We start from the raw sequence: 20,941 nt of genomic DNA on the forward strand, positions 1-20,941 counted from the left end.
TTTTACACATCTATATGATATCTTTCCTTGCAAGATTATACAACATGTACGGACAAATATGTTGATGTTTTTTCGGATTTGTTCAAAAAACGTACTAAAATTCATGATATATATATCAGCTATACTCTTATGTCCAAACCTTTCTTATACCCTTGGATTCTTTCTTGTCATTAATCAATAATTACATACTACCCCTCATTATCTTTAAACATTGCATTCGAAATGATACACGTATTTTTCCGCATTTTTTATTTATAATTTAAAATATCGTATTTTGTTTACAACTGATAACCATACTTTCAAACACTTTCTAATATAAAAGCCACTTTTTTCTTATTTCACAAACAAAGGATCCTATCCCCCAAAATGGAGAATAGGACCTTTAAAATTGTAAATATACATTTTACTTCTTATTACGATCTGCATACACTGCCATCGCATCACGCATAAACTCCGCCAAGCCTTCACCGAATTGATCAATATTTCTTGTAAAACGTTCATCATCGACATACATTTGCCCTAGACCTTTAAATGCATCCAATGAATAATGACCAAAGTTCTGCAAATAATCATACCATTCTTTAATTGCTTTTTGAGCCTGCTCTGATTCAGGTGAGTCATTACGAAGTACCGCAAGCTTCCTATAGATTGCATTATATTCTTCTTGTTTTTCTCTCGTCATGTTTGCTGCTGTTTTATTTGCTTTGTCAACAGCTTCATTTCCCCATTTTTCACGTGCTTCTTGCTCATATGGGTTTTGACTAAAATCAAACCCTTCAAATTTTTCTTTGTTTGTCATTTGAATTTCTCCTCTCGAATGTTGAATCGTCTTATCAATCGTCGCAATCACTTTATCTAGTCTAGAGCGCTTCTCAAGCAGCATTTTACGGTGCAAAACAAGTGCCTCTTCTCGATTAAATGAAGGATTATTGATAATTTCTTTAATTTTCTTTAAAGGGAAGCCCAGTTCTTTGAAAAACAAGATTTGTTGCAATGTCTCCAAATTATCGTTGGAATAAAGGCGATAACCAGATTCGGTAGTCTCCTCCGGGGTTAATAACCCAATTTCATCATAATGATGCAGTGTGCGCACACTAATACCAACTAAATCTGCTACTTCTTTCACTTTCATTGTCATCACTTTGCCCTCCCTCATTCCCTACAATAAAGTATAACGTAGCGTTAGGGTCAATAGAAAAATATATAAAAAACACCTTCTATTCATTCACATGAAATAGAAGGTGTTTTTCAATGGACTACCAATCTCCCACATTTGCAATCCTACTAATGGAAGCTGAACTTTATACAATCCGTTTTCGAATTGAGCTAGAAATGAAATCAATGACAATTACCATTATAATAATCCCTAGCAAAATAATTCCTACACGAGGCCAATTTCTAGAGCTCAATGCAAAAATTAATGGTGTCCCAATTCCGCCTGCACCAACCATACCTAAAATAGAGGCAGAGCGGACGTTAATTTCAAAGCGATATAGCGTATACGATAAAAAGTCGGGTAATACTTGTGGTAATACAGCATACCAAAGCACCTGAAAACGATTTGCTCCAGTAGCTACTAATGCTTCTGTAGGCCCTTTATCGATATTCTCAATACCTTCGGAATATAATTTCCCAAGCATTCCTATTGAATGTAATCCTAACGCTAGCACCCCCGCAAAAGAACCTGGGCCGACCGCTTTTATAAAAAGAAGCGCCATGACCAATTCAGGGAATGTTCGAATAAAACTTAATACAAATTTCCCTGAGCCGGAAGTCACTTTTCCTGTACTCATATTCGTTGCTGCCCAAAAAGCAAACGGCACACAAAGGAAAGCAGATATAAATGTTCCTAACACAGCGATCGCTAGCGTATCAACAAGCCCGTGCAGCAAATCCTCTCCGTCTGGCAAAGAGACATAATCCCAATCAGGATTGATTATCCCCGTCATGATTGCTTTTGTAATTTGACCAGCAGTTTCTTTTATCCCCTCCATTGGAACACCTGAAAATGCCCATATGTATATCATCGCTAACGCACCTATGATGATCCAGCGATATAAACTTAGTTTCTTTGGCTTTGGCATTACTTGTATCGCCCTACTCATAATAATTTCTCCCGTAACACTGTACTTATATAGTCAATGATTAATACAACAATCAGTGTATAAATAATAATAGAAGCAGTTTGTTGATATTGTAAAAAACCGAGTGTTCGGTCGTAATATAAACCAATTCCTCCAGCACCAACTAAACCTAAAACGGCTGCTGCTCTTACGTTAACTTCAAATGTATACAACACGTAAGAAACGAAATGAGCTGCTACTTGCGGAATAACCGCATAAACAATCCATTGTACTTTATTCGCCCCCACTGCCGTCATTGCTTCTAGTGGGCCTTGATCAATCGATTCAATCGATTCGTACAACAATTTCGCGACAATTCCAACAGAAAAAAAAGTAAGAGCCAAAATACCTGGAAGCGGTCCAATACCAAAAATCGCAACAAAAATTGCCGCGAGTAGCAAATCGGGTATCGTCCGAATCAAATTTAAAAGAAACCGAACTGGTCCATATAAAAAAACAGATGAAAATACGTTACTCGCTGCCAGTAAAGCAAGCGGAACAGCAAGGATTGCACCTAAAGTTGTTCCGATAATTGCCATTCGAATCGTATCTAACATGGCAGATGTAATCGTGCTGAAATAACTCCAGTCTGGTGGTACCATTTCTTTCAGTAAATCCATCATATTCGGAAAACCGCTTACAAGCTTCGAAAAAGACGCCTCAACTTGCACACTACTTCCCCAGAACAATAGCATCAAAAGAACAAAGGTCAACATATGTTTCAATTTACTTGGGGGCTTTGGGATTGTTTGGGCTTTTATTGTCACATCATTCATTTTGCTGCCACTCCTAAAAACTCTTCTTCTTGTAAAGAACGACCATAAATCTCTGCAAATTTCTCATCCGTTGCTTCTTCTACCGGGCCATCGAAAACGATCTCACCTGCATGTAACCCAATAATACGAGTTGCATAATCTCTTGCTAAATCGATAGAATGTAAGTTTACAATCGTTGTAATCCCGAACTCTTGATTAATGTTCTTCAAGTCATCCATCACCTGTTTCGTCGTGAGTGGATCCAAAGAAGCAACCGGTTCATCAGCTAAAATAATTTTGGCTTCTTGTGCTAATGCCCTAGCAATAGAAACACGCTGCTGTTGTCCACCAGATAGCTCATCAGCTCGTGAATATGCTTTTTCTAAAATATTGACACGGTCTAATGCACGGAATGCTAGCTCCACATCTTCTTTTGGAAAACGTCCAAATATTGTCCGAAGTGTCGAGTGATATCCAACACGTCCAGCTAATACATTTTTTAACACAGTAGACCGCTTCACAAGATTAAAACTTTGGAAGATCATTCCGATGTCCCGGCGAAGATGGCGCAACTCTTTTCCTTTCGCTGCTGTAATTGACTGTCCATCAATTAAAATTTCTCCATCTGTAATTTCGTGAAGACGATTAATAGAGCGAAGTAACGTCGACTTCCCTGCACCAGATAACCCAACAGTAACAACAAATTCCCCTCTATATATCTTAATATTGATATTTTTTAATCCTTTTGTACCATTGGAATATACTTTAGAAACATTGTGAAACTCTATCACAAACCTTACCTACTTTCTCAATGTTATAGAAGAAAAAACTGAAAAACGGCTAACTAGCAGAAAGTGAAAATCATTTCAGCTAGCTCGCCATCTTCAGCCATCATTTCAAAACGACCAGTCGATTACTGCGTTTTTACTTTCTTTCCGTAATCACGAACAATATCAAATTTGCTATCATCAGACTTTACATACCCTTCATGTGAGTATACTTCTTTGATGATTTTATGACCTTCTTCACTCTTTCCAATTTCAATAAACGCATCTTGTAGCTTTTTCACCCAATCAGCATCCATATCAGATCGTACAGAAATTGTATCGTTCGGAATTTTCTCTGTGAACTTTACAACTTTCGTTTGATCAAATACATTTGGATAATCTTTTTTTACAATGTTACGAGCATCTTGGAACACAACTGCCGCATCCACATCACCATTAAGAAGAGCGATAATAGATTGGTCATGACCCTTTAATGTTACAGGTTTCACATCTTTTAATGGATCAATTCCCTCTTTCATTAAAAGCGCCGCAGGCCATACATATCCAGCAGAAGATGTCACATCTTGATAACCAATCTTTTTATCTTTTAAATCTTTAATACTATTAATGTTCGAATCTTTCTTTACAACAAACTCAGACTTATAATAATCTACCAAGTCCTTTGTTGGTTGCCCTGTTGCATCATCGACCCCAAATCGTTGTGCTTGCAATATCACATTTGCTGCTTTCTTTTCATGAGCTAGCACATATGCAGTTGGAGGTAAAAAGCCTACATCCACTTGCTTAGATGCCATCGCTTCTACAATTGTGTTGTAATTCGTTGAAACGCTAACTTTCACAGGAATATTGAGTTTATCGCTTAATAATTTTTCTAACGGTTTTGCTTTTGCTTCTAACGTATCAGCATTTTGTGAAGGAACAAATTGAACATTTAATGTTTTAGGAACATACCCTTTTTTCGTATCTTCACTTTTACTTGCACTCGATTCCTTTGTCCCACAACCACTTAATAGACCGACTGCTAATACAACTGTTGCACCCATTGCGAAAAATTTCTTAAACATGTCAAATCCTCCAATTTTCTAAATTATAAACATTTTTTGTAAACATTTAGAAATATAGCACATTATTTCTTACATTGACTTTAATTTACAGAAACTTTACACTTTTAAAACATTCGGAAAATATTTTATTAAGATTATTTGTTATGATTTATCATAAGATAACAATAAAGAAGGTTGATACTATTGAATCCAAATAATGTCGTAAATATAAATATTTTGCTAACAAGTGATGTACATGGTACGGTTTATCCTATTCACTATCAAAATAACGAAAAAGCAGAATTAGGATTAGCAAAACTCACAACACGTATTGGGCAAGAACGTATTCAAAATGAACATGTAATCTTGATCGATAACGGTGATTTCATACAAGGAACTCCGTTTACTTATTACTACGCCAAATATATGCAACATGAAAAGCACCCAATGTCCATCATCGCCAATCATATCGGCTATGATGCAGCAATTATTGGAAATCATGAATTCAACTATGGAATGGACGTATTAAACAAAGCAATTACAAATGCAAAGATGCCCTATTTGGCTGCTAATATTTTAGATAAAAAAACAATGGAGCCCTACTTTGGAAAACCCTATATCATTAAACATATACATCCTAATATAAAAATTGCGATACTAGGGGTTACAACTCACTACATACCAAACTGGGAACAGCCGCAGCATATTGAAAATCTAACTTTTGAAGATGCATTACAATCAACAAAAAAGTGGGTTTCTTATATTCGGAAACAGGAACAACCGCATTTACTTATTGTGTCATATCACGGAGGGTTTGAACGAGATTTACATACAGGAGAGCCAACAGAAGTTTTAACTGGAGAAAATCAAGGATATGCAATATGTCAAGAAGTAGAAGGAATCGATGTATTGTTAACAGGACACCAACATCGCTATATTGTTGATACAAAGATAAATGGTGTAACCGTCTTACAGGCGGGCAGCAATGGAAAATCATTAGGAAAAGTACACGTCTCCTTAAAAAAGGATACTACTGGGTGGATTGTTGAGGAGTGTTATTCTGAATTGTTATCTGCAGAAAATGTTCCAACAGATAAAATGGTACTTTCGCTGGCATCTACATACGAAAAACAAACTCAGCGTTGGTTAGATCAGCCAATTGGTACTATTATTGGTGATATGCTGATTCGAGATGCGATGCAAACCCGTTTACAAGATCACCCCTTCATCGAGTTTATAAATAAAGTACAGATGGATGTAGCTGGAGTGAATATTTCTTGTACAAGCCTGTTTCATAATGAATCTTCCGGCTTTCCAAACCGCATTACAATGAGGGATATCGTTTCGAATTATATTTATCCCAATACGTTAAAGGTCGTTCGTGTTACAGGAAAAGATATAAAAGAGGCTCTTGAACTATCTTCTGAATATTTCTCATTAGATACAGATGGAAATATCATTGTAAACCCTGCATATATCGAACCAAAACCACAGCATTATAATTACGATATGTGGGAAGGAATTTCATACATATTAAACATTTCAAAACCAGTTGGGGAAAGGGTTGTTTCCTTACAATATGAGGGATCTCCGATTCAATTTCATCAAGAATACGATGTGGTCATGAATAACTATCGTGCAAGTGGCGGCGGAAATTATTTCATGTATCAAAATAAGCCCATTATAAAAGATATACCAATTGATATGTCTGAGCTCATTGCGAATTACATATTAGAACGAAAAATGATCGAAGCGACGACTAATTATAATTGGAAAGTGATCAAATAACAATTTTTTATCAAACTCAAAAAAGATGGGCTACGCCCATCTTTTTAATTTAACTTTGCACGATCTTGCTTTTTTAATTCTTTTAATTTCTTCGGTGTAACATCTTTGCCATCTTCGTTAACGACTTTGATTGCTTTCAATTCGTTTAACATATTTTGGCGAAATCCTTTTAAATATTGTTCGCGGAGCGATTGACGCTCACGTTGCTCTTCTTCAGTTAAACCTTCTGTTTTTGCTTTTTTCGCTAAGAAATTAATGCGTTCAATGAGTTCGTGACTTAGCATCTCGAATCCCCTTTCTACTAAAAACTGATTATTATCATACAATAGTTACTCTTGTTTATCAAGCAATTGCTTCGTATACTCTACATATCGGCGATGTACAGTCGCTTTTGATACTTCATGACCAAAACCACGGAGCGTTGCCGCAATTTCTTCAAATGTTAATTCATTGCGGCGCAGACGAACAATCTCTTCAATAGGCACTTCTTTTTTCTCCCGACCGGTACTTAAATGACGGTTCTTTAAATTTTTCTCTGGACGAAATCCATTCTCTACGGCTCGCTTCATTCCACGTTTAATCTTTAAATTATGAATCTTTCTCTGGTATTCTTCTACGATACCAATAATATCAAGTACCATTGAATCTGAGTCAGAAAGCTGTAATTCACCATTATGCGCATGGGTATATACTTTTACTCCTTCTTTATGTAAACAATGCATTAAGGCAATTTTCGCATTCCCTCTCCCAAGACGTGTTTCATCTTGAATGAGAAGCACATCAACATGTTCATCACGAATAGTATCTAACACTTCTAAAATACCATCTCGTTCTATACTATACCCACTCGCTTTCTCTTCTACTACCCTTACAATATTCATTTGATACTGCTTAGCTAAATGCAATAATTCATCTTTTTGGCGTGCTAATGATGTTTCCTGCGCTTCTTTCGTCGTGCTCACACGTGCATAAATAATCGCATTCATTTCATACCCTCTTCTCTATCTCACTTTTCACATCATAGTGTATCACAAACTAAGCATTTGTTCGAACTTATGTTTGTAGAATATTTTTTCGCATGTTATAATACAAGTAAGAAAATTTAAAGAAAACGAGGTGTGAAAAACATGGAAAAGTTAACGAAACGACAGCAAGACATTCTCGACTTCATTAAACAAAAAGTACAAGAAAAAGGTTATCCGCCTTCCGTACGTGAAATCGGTCAAGCGGTCGGTCTTGCTTCTAGCTCTACTGTGCACGGACATTTATCTCGATTAGAGGAAAAAGGATACATTCGCCGCGACCCAACAAAACCGAGAGCTATTGAAATTTTAGGAAACGATAGCATCGAAACGGATACACAACCAGTCGTTCACGTACCGATTGTCGGAAAAGTTACAGCTGGTTCACCAATTACAGCAGTTGAAAGTGTAGAAGAACATTTCCCACTTCCGGCAAACCTCGTTTCGGGCTCAGATCAAGTATTTATGTTACGCATTTCTGGAGACAGTATGATTGAAGCTGGTATTTTTGACGGAGACTTAGTTGTTGTTCGCCAACAGCAATCTGCTTACAATGGTGAGATCGTTGTCGCTTTAACAGAAGATAACGAAGCTACGGTAAAACGTTTTTACAAAGAAAAAGATCACTTCCGTTTGCAGCCAGAAAACTCTTCTTTAGAGCCTATTATTTTAGATAACGTTTCTGTTATTGGAAAAGTCATCGGTGTCTATCGTCATTTACATTAAAAACAGACCAGCTAAGCTGGTCTGTTTTTAATCCGCCTCGATTTTTACAGATCCTGCTGCTGTTTCCCCGCTAATCTGTACATTTCCGTTCCCTAAAGTAACTTCTTTATTTTCTTTCCCGAAAATCTTTACATTTCCTGCATGAGAAGAACCCTTTACAACGGCATCTTTCGGTACTTCCAGAAGTTGAATATCGACATCTCCTGCTGCTGACTCCGCATCAATACTATATTGCGGGTTGTGCTGCGTTACTTCTATTCTTCCTGCTGCTGTCTCTGCACGTACTTTCCCTTCTACTTTATGAAGAACAATCTTTCCCGCACTAGATGAAGCTTTTATCTTCTGCGCTTTCATTTGCTTCATTTCTACATTCCCTGCTGCTGTATGTGCAGATATATCTTCACTTTGAATATCTTGTACTTGGATCTTTCCTGCTCCTGTCTCTGATTCAATTTTATTGTACACGCGTTCAGGTACAATAACTGTTAAGCTTTCATCTTTAAAACCAAACGGTGAAAAAGAAAAGTCAAATATATGATTCTTTTTTGTTTTCACTTTCACTTGCAGCGTTTCGCCATTCTCATTTACGTATAACTTTCGTTTTTCCTGATCACCGCTATACCGAACTTCAAATGAATCAGTTTTTCCTTTTTCAATTACAACATCTCCTACATCTGTGTCAACGTTGATGTTTTTAATTTGCTCATTTTTAAATTGTTTCTGTTCCAATTTCTTTGTTTCTGCTGACCCAGTCACAGATTTCACAAAAAAAGCTGATCCTGTAAAAAATAAACCGATTCCTCCAATCACAATACAAACAAGTGCTATGAATACAACTTTCCTCATTTTATCTACTCCCCTTTAATTACTTTCAAATTCCAATTGGCATATTTGACAAAAAGCGTTTTAAACCAAATTGTAAAATAATACGCACCAATCCCTAAAAGTAAACCAATACCGAAGAGTATAATAGAAGCAAATACATCAGATAAAATAAAAATTTGAGCAAAAATAATTTTTGTTAGCAAAAGTAAAGGTGATAAAACAAATACAGTACTAACCATCCAAAGTGCGAAAATAAGACTTCCGATCGTTAATAACGGAGCTAACACAATAACCAAGTTTAGAAAGCTAAGTCCAATAATTGCTACAATCGCTCTTGTTACATTAGAAAAAGTTGGATTATGTTTCACCTGCTCTAAACGATGGGACGCTAACGTCTCCTTAGCAATTGTTTTAGGTGAACCAAGGGCTTTTATAATTTCCGCTTCTGTTTTCCCTTCTTCTATTCCAAATTGAAAATGTTCCTCGTAATCATATAAAATATCGTTTCGTTCTTCTTCTGGCAGCCTTCTAAGGTGTTCTGATAATTCATGAAGAAATTGTTCTTTAGTCATTTGCTACACCTCTTCAATAATTTCTTGTACTCCCCTTGCAAAATCACGCCATTCTGTCACAAGCGCATAGAGTTGCTCTGCACCTTGATTTGTTAACTGATAATATTTCCGTGGAGGTCCTTCCGATGATTCCTTTAAATATGTCTGAAAGTACCCTTCATTCGTTAGCCGACGTAACAATGGGTACACTGATCCTTCTGATATTAAAAACTTATTTGAAATTTGCTGAACTAATTCATAGCCATAGCAATCTCGTTTCCTTACAAGCGCAAGAACGCAAAGCTCCAATACACCTTTTTTAAATTGAACATTCAAAGGCAATCCTCCTTCCTATTCAGTACTGTTCAATACAAGGTACTATATTAACCATAATATACCATTCAGTACTAAATATTGCAAGGTACTATTCCTATTTTTATAAAATAAGTTAAAAAATGGGCGACTTGTTTTTTTCTTTATCTCTCCCACACCATTAACACATAGATCTTGCCACCCGTTACTACGGCTGAAAAACAAACTACTCACACTTTTTTCTTCCCTAACCAAACTGTAATCATTGGCATATAAAAAATTTAGAGAGATTTCTATCTTTTCTAAGGAGGTGTTTCAATCATGTATTCTTTTTATCCACCAAAAGTGGTATTTCCCTTTCAAGGCACTCCCTACAATCGTATTTCACCTTGCGCTCTTCCTTCAAAGGTTTCATATTCATCCATTCAGAATCCATTTTATCCTTTAGATTATATGAAATCAGTTCCTGCTTCATCACAAGCCCCCTTTCCTTTTCAGATTCAACCCAAGGAAGAAGCAACGAGAGGATCATGGACTCCTTTTCCTTGGGTTGAAAAATATGCATACGCTTTTGCAGGACCTTATAATAAAGCCGAAGTCGCTCTCACATTTGATGACGGCCCCGATCTCTTATATACGCCACAAGTATTAGATAAGTTAAAAAAACATGGTGTAAAAGCTACGTTTTTTTTGCTAGGTGAAAATGCCGAAAGATATCCTGAAGTTGTAAAACGAATCGTTAACGAGGGACACATTGTGGGGAATCATACTTATAATCATCCTAATTTAGTAAAAATAAGTGATGAGCAATATCATGAACAGATTTTAAAAACAGAAAAAATACTACAAAATCTAACCGGCTACTCCCCTAAATTCATCCGTCCGCCTTATGGTATTATTAAGGAAAATCAGGTTAAATGGGCTTCCGAACAAAACTTTATGATTATTCAATGGAGTGTAGATACGTTAGATTGGAAAGGGTTAAGCGCTCAGGTAATTACTAACACAGTATTAGGGAATACCTTCCCTGGAAGTATTCTCTTGCAACACGCTGCACCAGGTGGGAAACTGCAAGGTTCTGTAGACGCTCTTGACAAGTTCATTCCTGACCTTATATCTCAAGGAGCACGGTTCGTGACTCTCCCAAAAATGTTTAATACTTCAAAACAGAGGAAATAAAGTGGAACTTCCATAAGTGGGGCTTGTTTCCTCCCTCACTTATGGCTAGTTAACCAATTGATTCTTATTATTTGCAACAAAAAACCCTGATACCGTACAATATCAAGGCTTCCCATGCTTAATATTCTCATTCCGATTGATAAACTTGCGTACGGAACATATTCTATTTAGACACTAACTTCTACCTGAGTTCCTAACAGTTTACTAAACATACCTCTTTTTTCTTTTGCTAATTGGTGAAATGCTCCTTTTTGAACGATTTCTCCCTTGTCTAATACAATCACCTGGTCAGCATTACGTATCGTTGATAAACGGTGGGCAATAACGACAATAGTCATCGTTCCCTTTAACCTTTCTAAAGCGGCTTGAATTTTTGCTTCATTTTCCGTATCTAGAGCACTAGTAGCTTCATCTAAAACGAGAATCGAAGGTTTTCTTAAAATTGCTCGCGCCAACACAAGTCGCTGACGTTCTCCTCCAGAAAGCCTAACTCCGCGGTCTCCAATGAATGTATCAAGCCCTTGCGGAAGCCCCCTTACAAATTCAGCTGCTGCTGAAAACTCCAGCGCCTCCCAAATTTGTTCTTCACTTGCATCCGGTTCAATCATTAGCAAATTTTCTCTTATACTTGCATTAAATAAAAATGGATCCTGCGGTACATAACTAATCGACCTTCTTAATGACAATAAATTATCACTTGTGAGAGGAGTACTATCTATTAATACTTGTCCCTTTTCCGGCTGCATGAGTCCCATTAAAATATCAATCAATGTACTTTTTCCAGCACCCGAACGTCCGACAATAGCTGTCATACAATTAGATGGAATTTGTAAGTTAACATTTTGAAGAGCATATAAGGATTCTTTTTGATTGTAGCGGAAATAAACGTTCCGACATTCAACCCCTTTTTCTATAGACATTGGTTTTATATATTTATATTGTTGTTCTATATTCTGCAATTCAGCGGCTTTATTGCATTCTTCCTGCAATTCTATTAAAGACTTAAAAGCTGGAATACTTGCAGCAAGTTGTTCCAGGTTGGATTGAATGCTTGTAAATCTTGGCCATAGTCTAGAGAAAATGAGAATGATTAATAATAGTTGTCCTGGCTGGGCTTGAAATAGTTTTACAGATGTAAAAATAAGAAATGCAATTAAAATAGACGATGCAATTTTATAAAAAAGTTGTGAACTATTTTTTAATTTCATAAATGCCAGTTGTTCTTGTTCTATCCTTTGGCACCAAGTATGTAACCATGTGTATCTAGAGTCTTCCAACGTATTACTTTTAATATCTTTAATTCCGTTAAAATGGTCTGTTATGCCGCCAAGATAACTTCTAGCTATCTCAGATGTTTGATTTCCAAGTGTTCTTGACTTTTTTATAAAATGTCTAGAAAAAAAAGCAAGTACTAAACCGGCGAATAATACAAAAAGCGTTATCGTTACAGATAGCCATAAAGCAATTCCAATCTGAATTAACGTAAAAATAAGAGCAGTTAACATTTGAAAAAATAAGTTTGTTCCATTCACAACACGTCCTAATTCTTCAGTCAAAGCATTGATCAAATCGGATTTTCTCTTTTTTACAAAAAAAGCCCAATTAGCTTGTAATAAAGCACGATAGATTTCCAATCTTATATGGTTTGTAAAGCTTATAAGAATTTTCATATTTCGAAGGGTAAGATTTTGCTGTAAGAGGGATTGAGCTACTACCAAAAAAATATAAACACCTAGGATAAGCAGCAAGCTCAATGTTTCAGGGATATTATGCAGAAATGCAAACATCTCCGAAACCGGGGTTGAACTGCTATTTACCTTTACAATTCCACTGATACTTATCATGGGGATTAATAAAAGAATACCAATCCCCTCTAAAAGACTAACTAAGGCCATCCCTAATAGATTTATATATAATATTTTCCCAGAAAAAGAATGTAACTTCTTTGTAAAGTATAAGAGATGTTCCACTTTTATGTCCTCCTATGGTAATACATGCTTTCTCGCTTTCCTCCAGGTACATAGAATAGGACGTAAAGGAAAGTACAAAAAATGAAGATACTTAGGTAATGGTAATGTCTTTGCATCAATCGGATAAGGATAAAGATAACTCATAATAAATAAAAACTTTTGTCGATTTGACATTAATGAAAATAAATGTCGACTGTGATACGTAGCTACTTCATCTGGAACAGGATCTGTATGTAGATTTATCATTTGTTTAATATAAAATAACGCATCTTCTGCCAATTGTCTTGACTGTCTCTGACCTGTCAACACTTTCATTTCTTCTATAATTTTCGTATCTAAGAGCTCAGTAGCTAGAATTAGTGCTTGTCCTCCTACATGGCCGCATTGATATTTTTTGAATAACTTATTAACTTCTTTCCAATTAAGTTCCTGTTTTACCATTTGGTTTATATCTACTAACCAACGCAGTCTAGACCATCCATGACGCGCACCATGAGAAACAAGAAATAAAAACAAGTCCTCACTTCCTAATAAGTACACAGGATAACTCGTAAGTGCACTTGTTCTTTTTCGTTCCCATAGTTCCTCAAAGCTTGGTTCCTTCCCAGGACCAGGGTTTAGCCTCCAATGAATTTCAAGCTTAATTTGCTTTTGAGGATGAAAAAATGTTATATGATGATGTCTCCATTTCCAGTCATTTAATATCGTTTGAATATAATCATCTTTCACGTAGCCCTGCTCTAAAAGAAGTTTTTCCGCTTTTTCTAACTCATAAATGGGAATAAGGATATCTAGGTCGCAGGATGTTCGCAAGGAAATATCTCCATAAAGATTATGCGCAAGTATTGGCCCTTTTAAAAAAAGAGTACAGATTTCATTTTCAGTAAACAGTTTACTTACTCGTTCCATTTCAGCACTTAAATGAAGCATTTGAAACGTATTTTTTTTAAATGTTCGAGACAGAGTTTGAATGACATAGGAAGGAATTAGCTCTCCATCTATCTTTTTCACCTTTGGATAAATAAATGAATACACTCGATGATGCATCGCTAATTCAAGAAATTGATTCCAATCTATATCTATAAACCATTCATTTCTGTTTGCTCGTATACTTTTACCCTCTTGTAACTTCAAAATTTCAAGTAGCAATTTTAATTCATTAGACATGAATCCCACATTAAGACTAAAATCATTACTCATTGTATTCTCCCTTAGTCGTTTTCTTGCTTAGCCCCTTTGCAAATTTACTAACTACAGTGAACCTCTCCATTTCTTCTGCTCCGGTAATATAAAAGGGGCCGCTACGCAACCAGGCATGAGCAACCATCTTTCCGTTCTCATCCTTCGCAGTTCCTAAATACAGAGTACTCTCAATTTGACGTCTCTCTAGCATCTTCATTCCAGCTATCGCTCTTACAAGACACTGACTTTCCCAAAAAGTATAACGACTCATAATATGGATTGCTTCAGAAATACTCCTTAATACCAACTTATTAGATTCGTTAGAGCTTAAAGACGTTTCATCCATATGGACACCTAATGTAGGAGCAATCCTAGAAAATGGTATAGATTTGAGAATACGAGCCCATCCCAAATAAAAAAAAGCCTCAAAAAACAAGAACTTCTTTAATATATTCATTGATAAAAAAATCCTTATCTTTTTTACAATATTCATTATTTCCTCTCCTTAACCTACCGAGTATAAAGTAGCAAAAGGCGAATTAACTTCTATCTACAATTCGAATTAAGCCTTCCTCATATAAACGTTCCAAAAAGGAAATAACTTGCTTCTCACACTCATTTTTTTCTACATCATATTTAGACATTAGTGTAGTAATTAATTGATTAATTGAGATTGGCGTCTTAATTAAATCCCAAATTGTACTGCCAGGCGTGCCTAAGTTATAGTATTTTCCGTTATGAATGCTCATCATAACCTTTTCTCCATCCATATTGCTTACTATATTTCCTTCACTTTGTATAATTAAGCAATCTATTGAGATTTTCTGAGTATTAATCATTTATTTTCCTCCTCATTTAAAGAACTTAACACTAGGGATACTAAGTTATGAGCCGTAAACCCTGAAGTTGGACGCCACAATTGGAACATATCAATTTTATTTACGATACTTGTAGAGTTTGTAAAATGCCATTCCATGAGGTCTAATCGCGGAATTAAAGAATTGCGATATGTATGATGGAACAGGGTACGTAATCGATCTAATCCTTCAATCCGACGAAGTCCAACGTTTTCTTTATCTGCTTTTACTAATTCAAATACACCTGCGAGGGGTAATTGCTCATTAAGAAAATTAAAAGGGACCGGTACAGCGAATTTGGTTTCCCTTTCAAATAAAGGTCGATAATGAGCGGTTTCCATTCCAAATTTATCAAGACTTTCTTGCCATAGCTTTTGCTGTGGATAAGAGGGCGTAACAAAAGGGATATTGTCTTGAGAAAGAGTTACAGCAATTACATCGTCACTTAGAAGTTGATATCCTCTACTTAAGAAGGCTGATGCAAGAGTCGATTTCCCAGCTCCTGAATCACCTATAAAAGCATATGCCTTTTCATTGATAGCTACTACACTACCATGTAACGGAAGTATCCTTCTCTGCATTAATAATGCACCTATACAAGTTCCAAGAATATAAAGTCGAATCTTATCTTCATCAGATCCCTTTATAGGTGAGACGATGATTTTCTCTCCATCTTGAATACAAAACGTTGCGGTATTTGGAATTTGAAACATGACCAAATTCTCTTTAACTATGAATATAGCTTTTGGATAAGATAATTCATTCCATAATTCGGATAAACTAGCCCTTTCAATTACTATATCTATCGTATCTTCATAGCTGCTTATCTGAGGCAATTCTGGTAGAGGAATCTCACTTAACAAGCTTAATCCGAAGGCCTTGTAAACAAACTTTTTCACAGTATGTACCATCTTTCTCACTCCAAATAGTTGACATAGTAAATTTGAAAAGCCCTTATACTCTTTTGTACCATATAAGGGCAATAAAACATACAAGTCTCATTTAAATATCAGTTACATTAGCTGTGGTGAAGCTCTCCTCTTTCATCCTCATCCTCAAAAACTTGATCAACAATTTTTTTACCCGGTCCAGCCATTGTCATGTTGATATCAAGTACTTCCAATTCAGGTTTTTGCCAATCTTTTTTCATATTATCACCTCCTTTCAAGTAATTTTTTTTATAAACCGATAGACAATAAGACCGCGCATTAAAATTCTAAAGTCTGGATCCAATGCGTATTCCGAACGTGGTGCTTCTCGAATCTTTAAAATGGCAGCTTTAATCACTTCTACATTTAAAAACTCAGAAACTATAGAATCTGTGCTCATTTGTTGAAGTTCATCAATAAATGTATTCCAAGAAGGAATCATACGATGAACCACATCAACACCTTGAATACCCCGAACGCGTTGATTTAATCTGATTTTATCAGGTAGGATATCTTTTGTTGTCCTCCGGATAAGTGCTCGATCTAAACCATTTTGAACAAATTGTTCAATTGGAACAGATAAGCAAAATCGAATAACTCGTATATCATTTGTTGGATCATGCCCTTGTAACCCGTAACGTAAAGATAGTTTCGTTCCACTGGTCCCAGTTACATTCCACAAATTTAACTGTTCAAAATGTTTCTTTCTTATTTCATATATATTTGGCCTAGAAGATTCCGCTATACTAATCCCATGTTCTCTGAGCTTATCAAACACATTAATCCTTTCTGCAAAATCTGGATTTATTAACATTGGAAAATCATATTGATATTTCGATGAAAGAATTCGATTTATAAACGGAAATGCCTTCTTTCCGACAACCTTCATAATTCTCGATCTTTTTGCCTCAATGTTTTTACTGTATAAATTAACTTCATGATAAAGACGAATCCAACTTAGCTTCTTTAAAAGAACAGCATAATAGTCCAAAGCAGGTCCCCAAGATATCGTAAAGTTTCCCCTTGCACCGTTTAAAAGTTTTCCTACCCCTTGCTGCTGTGCCTTCTCATAAATCCCTTTCACCCAAATAGAATTCTCGAAAAACTTGTATGGCATCTCCATTATATCAAGCCAATCGTTAACTTCTGAAAGTGGACTTTTTCCTGCAAAATCTAAATAATGATCTGTAATATTTCCTACATGTTGTACAGTTGACTGGATAAATGGTCTTTCGTCCGCTAGCATGTGGTTACGTGTCCAGTCTATAAAATCAGCTACGGGAACAGAGCTGAATGTATGTAATCTCTTATTTTCTTTACGTAAAGCTTTTGCCGCAAAACTAACAACAGAACCCGAATCCAATCCCCCGCTTAAATGAGCACCAACATTGCGATGGGTACGTAACCCTGCTGTCACTGCATTTTGAAATACCTCGCGAAATGCATCTTCATATTCTTGATTTGATTTTAATTGTAGCTGCTCCCCTGTAGCCAATGCGTCATATTTGGAAATCGTTATCTTCTCACTGACTACTGTAATAGTATGGGAAGGAGGCACTTGTTCAATATTTTTATAGACTGTTGATGAAGCATTTATTGTATCAATCATATTAGTTATAGCTAAAAATTCAGCAAGCCATTGCTCGTTCAGAGTCTTCTCGATATATGGTAAAGTAAATAACGGCTTTATAAGCGTACAAAAAGAAAACCGTTGCTGGTCACGATAAAAATAAAGAGTCCGACTCCCAGAAAAGTCCCTTGCTCCAAATAGTTTTTGGTTTCTCTCATCCCAAATCATAAAAGCAAAATCGCCTATTAAATACTTAGGAGTTTCTTCTCCCCACTTTTGATAGGAAAGCAAGATTAATTCGCTGTCTGTCATTCTTTTTCTATCAGCATACTCCACTTGTAGTCTTTCAAATAACTCCTCACGATTATCAATAATGGCATCTGCTGTAATCGCTAATTGTCTTTCGTAATCATAAAAAGGCAATTGTTCACCAATGGATTCTGGTGTGATCCATTGTGCGTGACAACCAAAGAAGACGTTATCTTTGTGCCATATTTGAACATCATCAGCAGGATACTTTTGCAAATCCTTCATTAATCTTGTACCGTGCTCAATCGATATAGGCTCATCATTAAAATGTAAAATTCCTGTTATAGCACTCATTTTCCCCTCCCGCTATGCAACAAGTAAGTAAAAGCCTATTTAGATAAATAACCGTTAATATATGTTTGAATTCCCGTATTGTGTTACGTCGCTTTTGTTCTTTTTAAAGAACAAAAGTTTTTTCTTCAGTAAATTACTAATTTAATACTACAAATTAATATTACTATCTGTTTTTTATTATATAGCTATTTTTCGTTCTATAAAAAGAACTTATATAAGATAAAATTATCACTTTACCTTTTCTAAGTCAATTAATAAACAGAATTTTTAGACAGAATTTTCTCAAGCATTATATTCGTTATAGTGAACTTTCTATTTGCTCCATATCCTCAATCTTTTCCGCAAGTTAAGATATTTTTTACAACCCCTTGGCAAACTAGGGAAGGTTAGAACAATACCTCCCCATAATTGAGCGATGAAACCTTTGGAATTTAGTTGAAATTTCTTTTTTTTAATGCAAACTAACTTTCCTATTAATTGGGAAATTTGCACAGGGGAGTCGACAGAAATATTCGTATCTCCCTTACATACATAATAAAGCACACCATTTTCAACAAAATTTTCGTAATATCTGTGCCCTATTAACTGCCCTTGATTCGATACGAATAATACAACTTCACCTTTTTTTAATTCCTCACTCCCTAAAGGGATGAACCTGCAAATATCCCCCTCCTTAATCAGAGGATACATGCTGACTCCAGAGGAAGGAATATCAACCCACCCTTGTTTTTGAAGTAAATATTTGATACCTGAAAGTGGAAGGCTACGCTCTTCCATTTTGGATTAAACCTATTCCTTTTAATTCTTCTAGAAAAACCAATACATCTGACCGGGCTGTATTTAGATCGACATCGTAACTAAATGAAATGTTTCGAATGATGTCTTCAATCTCTTTTTGTCCTCTTACTTCCTCTAAAACATAAGCGCCAATAGCGTTTACTTTTGTTACCGTAAAATTTTCTGTATCCATAATAATCCACTCATTATCAATTTCTACAATATTTACGTTTTTTGAACATTCACATTTTAGACTCATGATATCAACTCCCAAAAGCTATTATTTTTTTGAAAATACATATTGTAAACCGGAACTTTATCTACTAATTGTTTACACATATCCAATAGTTTTGTAGTTTCTAAGGAGTCATGGTGCCAATAAAAAATTTTATCCATTATCCCTAACATAGCATCTGATTTTTTCACTGGTAGAGCCTTCACATCCAACGACTGAATCAGAAAATAAATTGACGAAAGATGGCAAGATTGATGGTCATAAGATGTCGTTAATTCACTTCGAAATGGAGAATCAAATACTCTAATTTCATTCTCATCTATTTTCACAATAGTAGCTTCATCAGATAAAAGCGATCTAGGAGCTGATAACTTAGCAACTGTCGATTTACCTGCTCCTGATTGACCACTAAATAGATAAGCTTTTCCTTGATGATCCACACAAGATGAATGAATTAATAGTCCCCAACGATTATGAATGATAAAGGCGCTATATAGATTATGTAAAGCGTGTTTTAAAGCTAGCTCATCATAAACTGAAATCGTTGCTTCATTATATGTACTGTTAACATCTATGAGATAATCAGCACGTCGGTACGTAATCTCGTCTGAATCGGAACAAATTTCTACATTATAATCCACAAAAGGAACTCCATAATTGTCTTCAATACGAATAGATAAATTTGGTGAGTTAATTTTTGCAACATGATTTCCTTCAGCAATTTGAAAATGTGTTTTTATCCAATCCATTAACTTTTCAGATGTAGAATAGATTGAAACTATATGTTCTGCTATTTGAACTAATATATTTTCCATAGCATAAGCTCCTATATTTCATATTGGTTTCTGCGTGTGACAAAATTTTAATTCCTTTAATTAAGCCTTACATCCAATTCGTTAAGACGAACATTTCACCTGACTTTGTTCTATATAATGAATTTATTTTCATTTTAAACACTGATTTTCTGTTTGTAAATATATTTTTATATAATTCAAAATAGATATAGCTACTGAAACATTCTTTGCTTTCCCTTACTCTTTTCAACTTAGAAACTTACAAAGTTCCCATATGGTTTGTACCCTTTCTTTAGTCCCTTCATTTCTTTTTTTAATCTAGCATCACGAATAAATTCTCTATTTTGTAGTAATGAAATACAAGTATAAAGTGAAACTTCCATCAATGGGTGGTTTTTCATCCTCATTGATGGAAAGTATGACAAAGTGGTACATTCCAGTAGTATCTATTCCACATATATTTCCTTTGATTCCTGACAATCTTGATATAGGAAATAATTACTTATTAATATAATAAAAAATTCAGAAAATATCTTTTTATGTATCTTTACTTTATGTTGCCTGTTCTTTATAATGAACAAAAAGTGCTACATTTTATTTTAGGGGGTAACTCGATGAAAACAGAGAATCAAAATAGACAAAAGTCCTACACCCGTCCTATGGTATTAAGCAGTCAACCTATCCGCTTTGAAACCGCTCAAAGCTGGAACAAAGGGCATGGTAATGTAGATCACCCAGGACACGGAAATGGAGGAATACACTATCCAAATCCTCCATACACAGGTCCGCGTCCTGGGAATGGCGGCGGCCATGGCGGTGGAAAAGGCAAGTAAATAGTAAATACATGTCAGCCAGAGCGTTCATTGTAATCTTACAATTGAATTCTCTGGCATAAACATTATCAATTTTCAT

At 35.5% G+C, this 20,941-nt stretch carries 24 protein-coding genes; 4 read left to right on the plus strand and 20 right to left on the minus strand.

What is annotated here, in order from left to right; translation table 11 throughout:
- Positions 1–403 precede the first annotated feature (403 nt).
- The 5 genes from WAX78_RS05310 to WAX78_RS05330 form a co-directional block, all read right to left on the minus strand.
- Positions 404–1,138 carry a MerR family transcriptional regulator gene (locus WAX78_RS05310; RefSeq protein ID WP_336481210.1) on the minus strand — a complete coding sequence of 245 codons (735 nt, stop codon included), beginning with the start codon at positions 1,136–1,138 and terminating at the stop codon, positions 404–406.
- A gap of 163 nt (positions 1,139–1,301) precedes the next feature.
- Positions 1,302–2,105, minus strand: a complete 804-nt coding sequence (gene phnE / locus WAX78_RS05315) for a phosphonate ABC transporter, permease protein PhnE (protein WP_336481211.1) — start codon at positions 2,103–2,105, stop codon at positions 1,302–1,304.
- Positions 2,102–2,899, minus strand: coding sequence for a phosphonate ABC transporter, permease protein PhnE (gene phnE, locus WAX78_RS05320; protein ID WP_336481212.1), 798 nt, complete (start codon positions 2,897–2,899; stop codon positions 2,102–2,104). The genes phnE (WAX78_RS05315) and phnE (WAX78_RS05320) overlap by 4 nt, the downstream gene beginning before the upstream one ends.
- Positions 2,896–3,669, minus strand: a complete 774-nt coding sequence (gene phnC / locus WAX78_RS05325) for a phosphonate ABC transporter ATP-binding protein (RefSeq protein WP_336481213.1) — start codon at positions 3,667–3,669, stop codon at positions 2,896–2,898. The genes phnE (WAX78_RS05320) and phnC overlap by 4 nt, the downstream gene beginning before the upstream one ends.
- A 122-nt stretch (positions 3,670–3,791) precedes the next feature.
- Entirely contained in the window at positions 3,792–4,730 is a 939-nt protein-coding gene (locus tag WAX78_RS05330; protein ID WP_336481214.1) for a phosphate/phosphite/phosphonate ABC transporter substrate-binding protein, read from the minus strand.
- A gap of 183 nt (positions 4,731–4,913) precedes the next feature.
- Here WAX78_RS05330 and WAX78_RS05335 point away from each other — a divergent pair, with 183 nt between their 5' ends.
- Complete coding sequence (locus tag WAX78_RS05335; RefSeq protein ID WP_336481215.1) at positions 4,914–6,497, plus strand: bifunctional metallophosphatase/5'-nucleotidase; 1,584 nt, start codon at positions 4,914–4,916, stop codon at positions 6,495–6,497.
- A gap of 44 nt (positions 6,498–6,541) precedes the next feature.
- On the opposite strand, the gene WAX78_RS05340 is transcribed toward WAX78_RS05335, so the two are convergent.
- Positions 6,542–6,781 carry a DUF896 domain-containing protein gene (locus WAX78_RS05340; RefSeq protein WP_336481216.1) on the minus strand — a complete coding sequence of 80 codons (240 nt, stop codon included), beginning with the start codon at positions 6,779–6,781 and terminating at the stop codon, positions 6,542–6,544.
- A 45-nt stretch (positions 6,782–6,826) separates the two neighbouring features.
- Positions 6,827–7,483 (minus strand): YneB family resolvase-like protein, encoded by a 657-nt coding sequence (locus WAX78_RS05345; protein ID WP_336481217.1) that lies wholly within the window; start codon positions 7,481–7,483, stop codon positions 6,827–6,829.
- Between the two features lie 141 nt (positions 7,484–7,624).
- On the opposite strand from WAX78_RS05345, the gene lexA reads away from it, so the two are divergent.
- Positions 7,625–8,245, plus strand: a complete 621-nt coding sequence (lexA, locus tag WAX78_RS05350; protein ID WP_336481218.1) for a transcriptional repressor LexA — start codon at positions 7,625–7,627, stop codon at positions 8,243–8,245.
- Positions 8,246–8,272: 27 nt separating this feature from the next.
- Here the strand turns inward: lexA and WAX78_RS05355 are convergent, their stop codons facing one another.
- The 3 genes from WAX78_RS05355 to WAX78_RS05365 are packed head-to-tail and all read right to left on the minus strand — an operon-like array spanning position 8,273 to position 9,957.
- Complete coding sequence (locus WAX78_RS05355; RefSeq protein ID WP_336481219.1) at positions 8,273–9,091, minus strand: DUF4097 family beta strand repeat-containing protein; 819 nt, start codon at positions 9,089–9,091, stop codon at positions 8,273–8,275.
- A 5-nt stretch (positions 9,092–9,096) separates the two neighbouring features.
- The gene (locus tag WAX78_RS05360; protein ID WP_336481220.1) at positions 9,097–9,642 is read right to left on the minus strand and encodes an HAAS signaling domain-containing protein; all 546 of its coding nucleotides are present in this window, start codon (positions 9,640–9,642) and stop codon (positions 9,097–9,099) included.
- A 3-nt stretch (positions 9,643–9,645) separates the two neighbouring features.
- Entirely contained in the window at positions 9,646–9,957 is a 312-nt protein-coding gene (locus tag WAX78_RS05365; protein ID WP_230575534.1) for a PadR family transcriptional regulator, read from the minus strand.
- Positions 9,958–10,254: 297 nt separating this feature from the next.
- Between WAX78_RS05365 and WAX78_RS05370 the strand changes: the two genes are divergently transcribed.
- Complete coding sequence (locus WAX78_RS05370; RefSeq protein ID WP_336481221.1) at positions 10,255–11,112, plus strand: peptidoglycan-N-acetylglucosamine deacetylase; 858 nt, start codon at positions 10,255–10,257, stop codon at positions 11,110–11,112.
- A 167-nt stretch (positions 11,113–11,279) separates the two neighbouring features.
- Here WAX78_RS05370 and WAX78_RS05375 read toward each other — a convergent pair whose 3' ends face one another.
- From WAX78_RS05375 to WAX78_RS05420, 10 genes are all read right to left on the minus strand, one after another.
- On the minus strand, positions 11,280–13,082 hold the full coding sequence (locus WAX78_RS05375; RefSeq protein ID WP_336481222.1) for an ABC transporter ATP-binding protein: 1,803 nt from the start codon (positions 13,080–13,082) through the stop codon (positions 11,280–11,282).
- A gap of 12 nt (positions 13,083–13,094) precedes the next feature.
- Positions 13,095–14,282, minus strand: coding sequence for a nucleotidyltransferase domain-containing protein (locus tag WAX78_RS05380; protein WP_336481223.1), 1,188 nt, complete (start codon positions 14,280–14,282; stop codon positions 13,095–13,097).
- Positions 14,275–14,757, minus strand: coding sequence for a lasso peptide biosynthesis B2 protein (locus WAX78_RS05385; RefSeq protein WP_336481224.1), 483 nt, complete (start codon positions 14,755–14,757; stop codon positions 14,275–14,277). Before WAX78_RS05385 ends, WAX78_RS05380 begins: the two co-directional genes overlap by 8 nt.
- A 46-nt stretch (positions 14,758–14,803) precedes the next feature.
- Positions 14,804–15,103: a lasso peptide biosynthesis PqqD family chaperone gene (locus WAX78_RS05390; RefSeq protein WP_336481225.1), complete on the minus strand. Its 300-nt coding sequence runs from the start codon at positions 15,101–15,103 to the stop codon at positions 14,804–14,806.
- Positions 15,100–16,032 carry an aldolase gene (locus WAX78_RS05395; RefSeq protein ID WP_336481226.1) on the minus strand — a complete coding sequence of 311 codons (933 nt, stop codon included), beginning with the start codon at positions 16,030–16,032 and terminating at the stop codon, positions 15,100–15,102. The genes WAX78_RS05390 and WAX78_RS05395 overlap by 4 nt, the downstream gene beginning before the upstream one ends.
- A 107-nt stretch (positions 16,033–16,139) precedes the next feature.
- Positions 16,140–16,271: a paeninodin family lasso peptide gene (locus tag WAX78_RS05400; RefSeq protein WP_336481227.1), complete on the minus strand. Its 132-nt coding sequence runs from the start codon at positions 16,269–16,271 to the stop codon at positions 16,140–16,142.
- A 14-nt stretch (positions 16,272–16,285) separates the two neighbouring features.
- Positions 16,286–18,223: a lasso peptide isopeptide bond-forming cyclase gene (locus WAX78_RS05405; RefSeq protein WP_336481228.1), complete on the minus strand. Its 1,938-nt coding sequence runs from the start codon at positions 18,221–18,223 to the stop codon at positions 16,286–16,288.
- A 312-nt stretch (positions 18,224–18,535) separates the two neighbouring features.
- Positions 18,536–19,000: a S24/S26 family peptidase gene (locus tag WAX78_RS05410; RefSeq protein ID WP_336481229.1), complete on the minus strand. Its 465-nt coding sequence runs from the start codon at positions 18,998–19,000 to the stop codon at positions 18,536–18,538.
- Positions 18,987–19,259: a PqqD family protein gene (locus WAX78_RS05415; protein ID WP_336481230.1), complete on the minus strand. Its 273-nt coding sequence runs from the start codon at positions 19,257–19,259 to the stop codon at positions 18,987–18,989. The genes WAX78_RS05410 and WAX78_RS05415 overlap by 14 nt, the downstream gene beginning before the upstream one ends.
- Positions 19,256–20,050: a hypothetical protein gene (locus tag WAX78_RS05420; protein ID WP_336481231.1), complete on the minus strand. Its 795-nt coding sequence runs from the start codon at positions 20,048–20,050 to the stop codon at positions 19,256–19,258. Before WAX78_RS05420 ends, WAX78_RS05415 begins: the two co-directional genes overlap by 4 nt.
- 593 nt (positions 20,051–20,643) lie before the next feature.
- Between WAX78_RS05420 and WAX78_RS05425 the strand changes: the two genes are divergently transcribed.
- Positions 20,644–20,862, plus strand: coding sequence for a hypothetical protein (locus tag WAX78_RS05425; RefSeq protein ID WP_336481232.1), 219 nt, complete (start codon positions 20,644–20,646; stop codon positions 20,860–20,862).
- The last annotated feature ends 79 nt before the right edge of the window (positions 20,863–20,941 follow it).

Source organism: Bacillus yunxiaonensis, assembly GCF_037104695.1.
GTDB lineage: Bacteria > Bacillota > Bacilli > Bacillales > Bacillaceae_G > Bacillus_A > Bacillus_A yunxiaonensis.

Coding starts and splice junctions, on each gene's coding strand:
- WAX78_RS05310 (WP_336481210.1), bottom strand. CDS start 1,138: ATGACAATGAAAGTGAAAGAAGTAGCAGATTTAGTTGGTATTAGTGTG.
- phnE (WP_336481211.1), bottom strand. CDS start 2,105: ATGAGTAGGGCGATACAAGTAATGCCAAAGCCAAAGAAACTAAGTTTA.
- phnE (WP_336481212.1), bottom strand. CDS start 2,899: ATGAATGATGTGACAATAAAAGCCCAAACAATCCCAAAGCCCCCAAGT.
- WAX78_RS05330 (WP_336481214.1), bottom strand. CDS start 4,730: ATGTTTAAGAAATTTTTCGCAATGGGTGCAACAGTTGTATTAGCAGTC.
- WAX78_RS05340 (WP_336481216.1), bottom strand. CDS start 6,781: ATGCTAAGTCACGAACTCATTGAACGCATTAATTTCTTAGCGAAAAAA.
- WAX78_RS05345 (WP_336481217.1), bottom strand. CDS start 7,483: ATGAATGCGATTATTTATGCACGTGTGAGCACGACGAAAGAAGCGCAG.
- lexA (WP_336481218.1), top strand. CDS start 7,625: ATGGAAAAGTTAACGAAACGACAGCAAGACATTCTCGACTTCATTAAA.
- WAX78_RS05355 (WP_336481219.1), bottom strand. CDS start 9,091: ATGAGGAAAGTTGTATTCATAGCACTTGTTTGTATTGTGATTGGAGGA.
- WAX78_RS05360 (WP_336481220.1), bottom strand. CDS start 9,642: ATGACTAAAGAACAATTTCTTCATGAATTATCAGAACACCTTAGAAGG.
- WAX78_RS05370 (WP_336481221.1), top strand. CDS start 10,255: ATGTATTCTTTTTATCCACCAAAAGTGGTATTTCCCTTTCAAGGCACT.
- WAX78_RS05380 (WP_336481223.1), bottom strand. CDS start 14,282: ATGAGTAATGATTTTAGTCTTAATGTGGGATTCATGTCTAATGAATTA.
- WAX78_RS05385 (WP_336481224.1), bottom strand. CDS start 14,757: ATGAATATTGTAAAAAAGATAAGGATTTTTTTATCAATGAATATATTA.
- WAX78_RS05390 (WP_336481225.1), bottom strand. CDS start 15,103: ATGATTAATACTCAGAAAATCTCAATAGATTGCTTAATTATACAAAGT.
- WAX78_RS05395 (WP_336481226.1), bottom strand. CDS start 16,032: ATGGTACATACTGTGAAAAAGTTTGTTTACAAGGCCTTCGGATTAAGC.
- WAX78_RS05400 (WP_336481227.1), bottom strand. CDS start 16,271: ATGAAAAAAGATTGGCAAAAACCTGAATTGGAAGTACTTGATATCAAC.
- WAX78_RS05405 (WP_336481228.1), bottom strand. CDS start 18,223: ATGAGTGCTATAACAGGAATTTTACATTTTAATGATGAGCCTATATCG.
- WAX78_RS05410 (WP_336481229.1), bottom strand. CDS start 19,000: ATGGAAGAGCGTAGCCTTCCACTTTCAGGTATCAAATATTTACTTCAA.
- WAX78_RS05415 (WP_336481230.1), bottom strand. CDS start 19,259: ATGAGTCTAAAATGTGAATGTTCAAAAAACGTAAATATTGTAGAAATT.
- WAX78_RS05420 (WP_336481231.1), bottom strand. CDS start 20,050: ATGGAAAATATATTAGTTCAAATAGCAGAACATATAGTTTCAATCTAT.
- WAX78_RS05425 (WP_336481232.1), top strand. CDS start 20,644: ATGAAAACAGAGAATCAAAATAGACAAAAGTCCTACACCCGTCCTATG.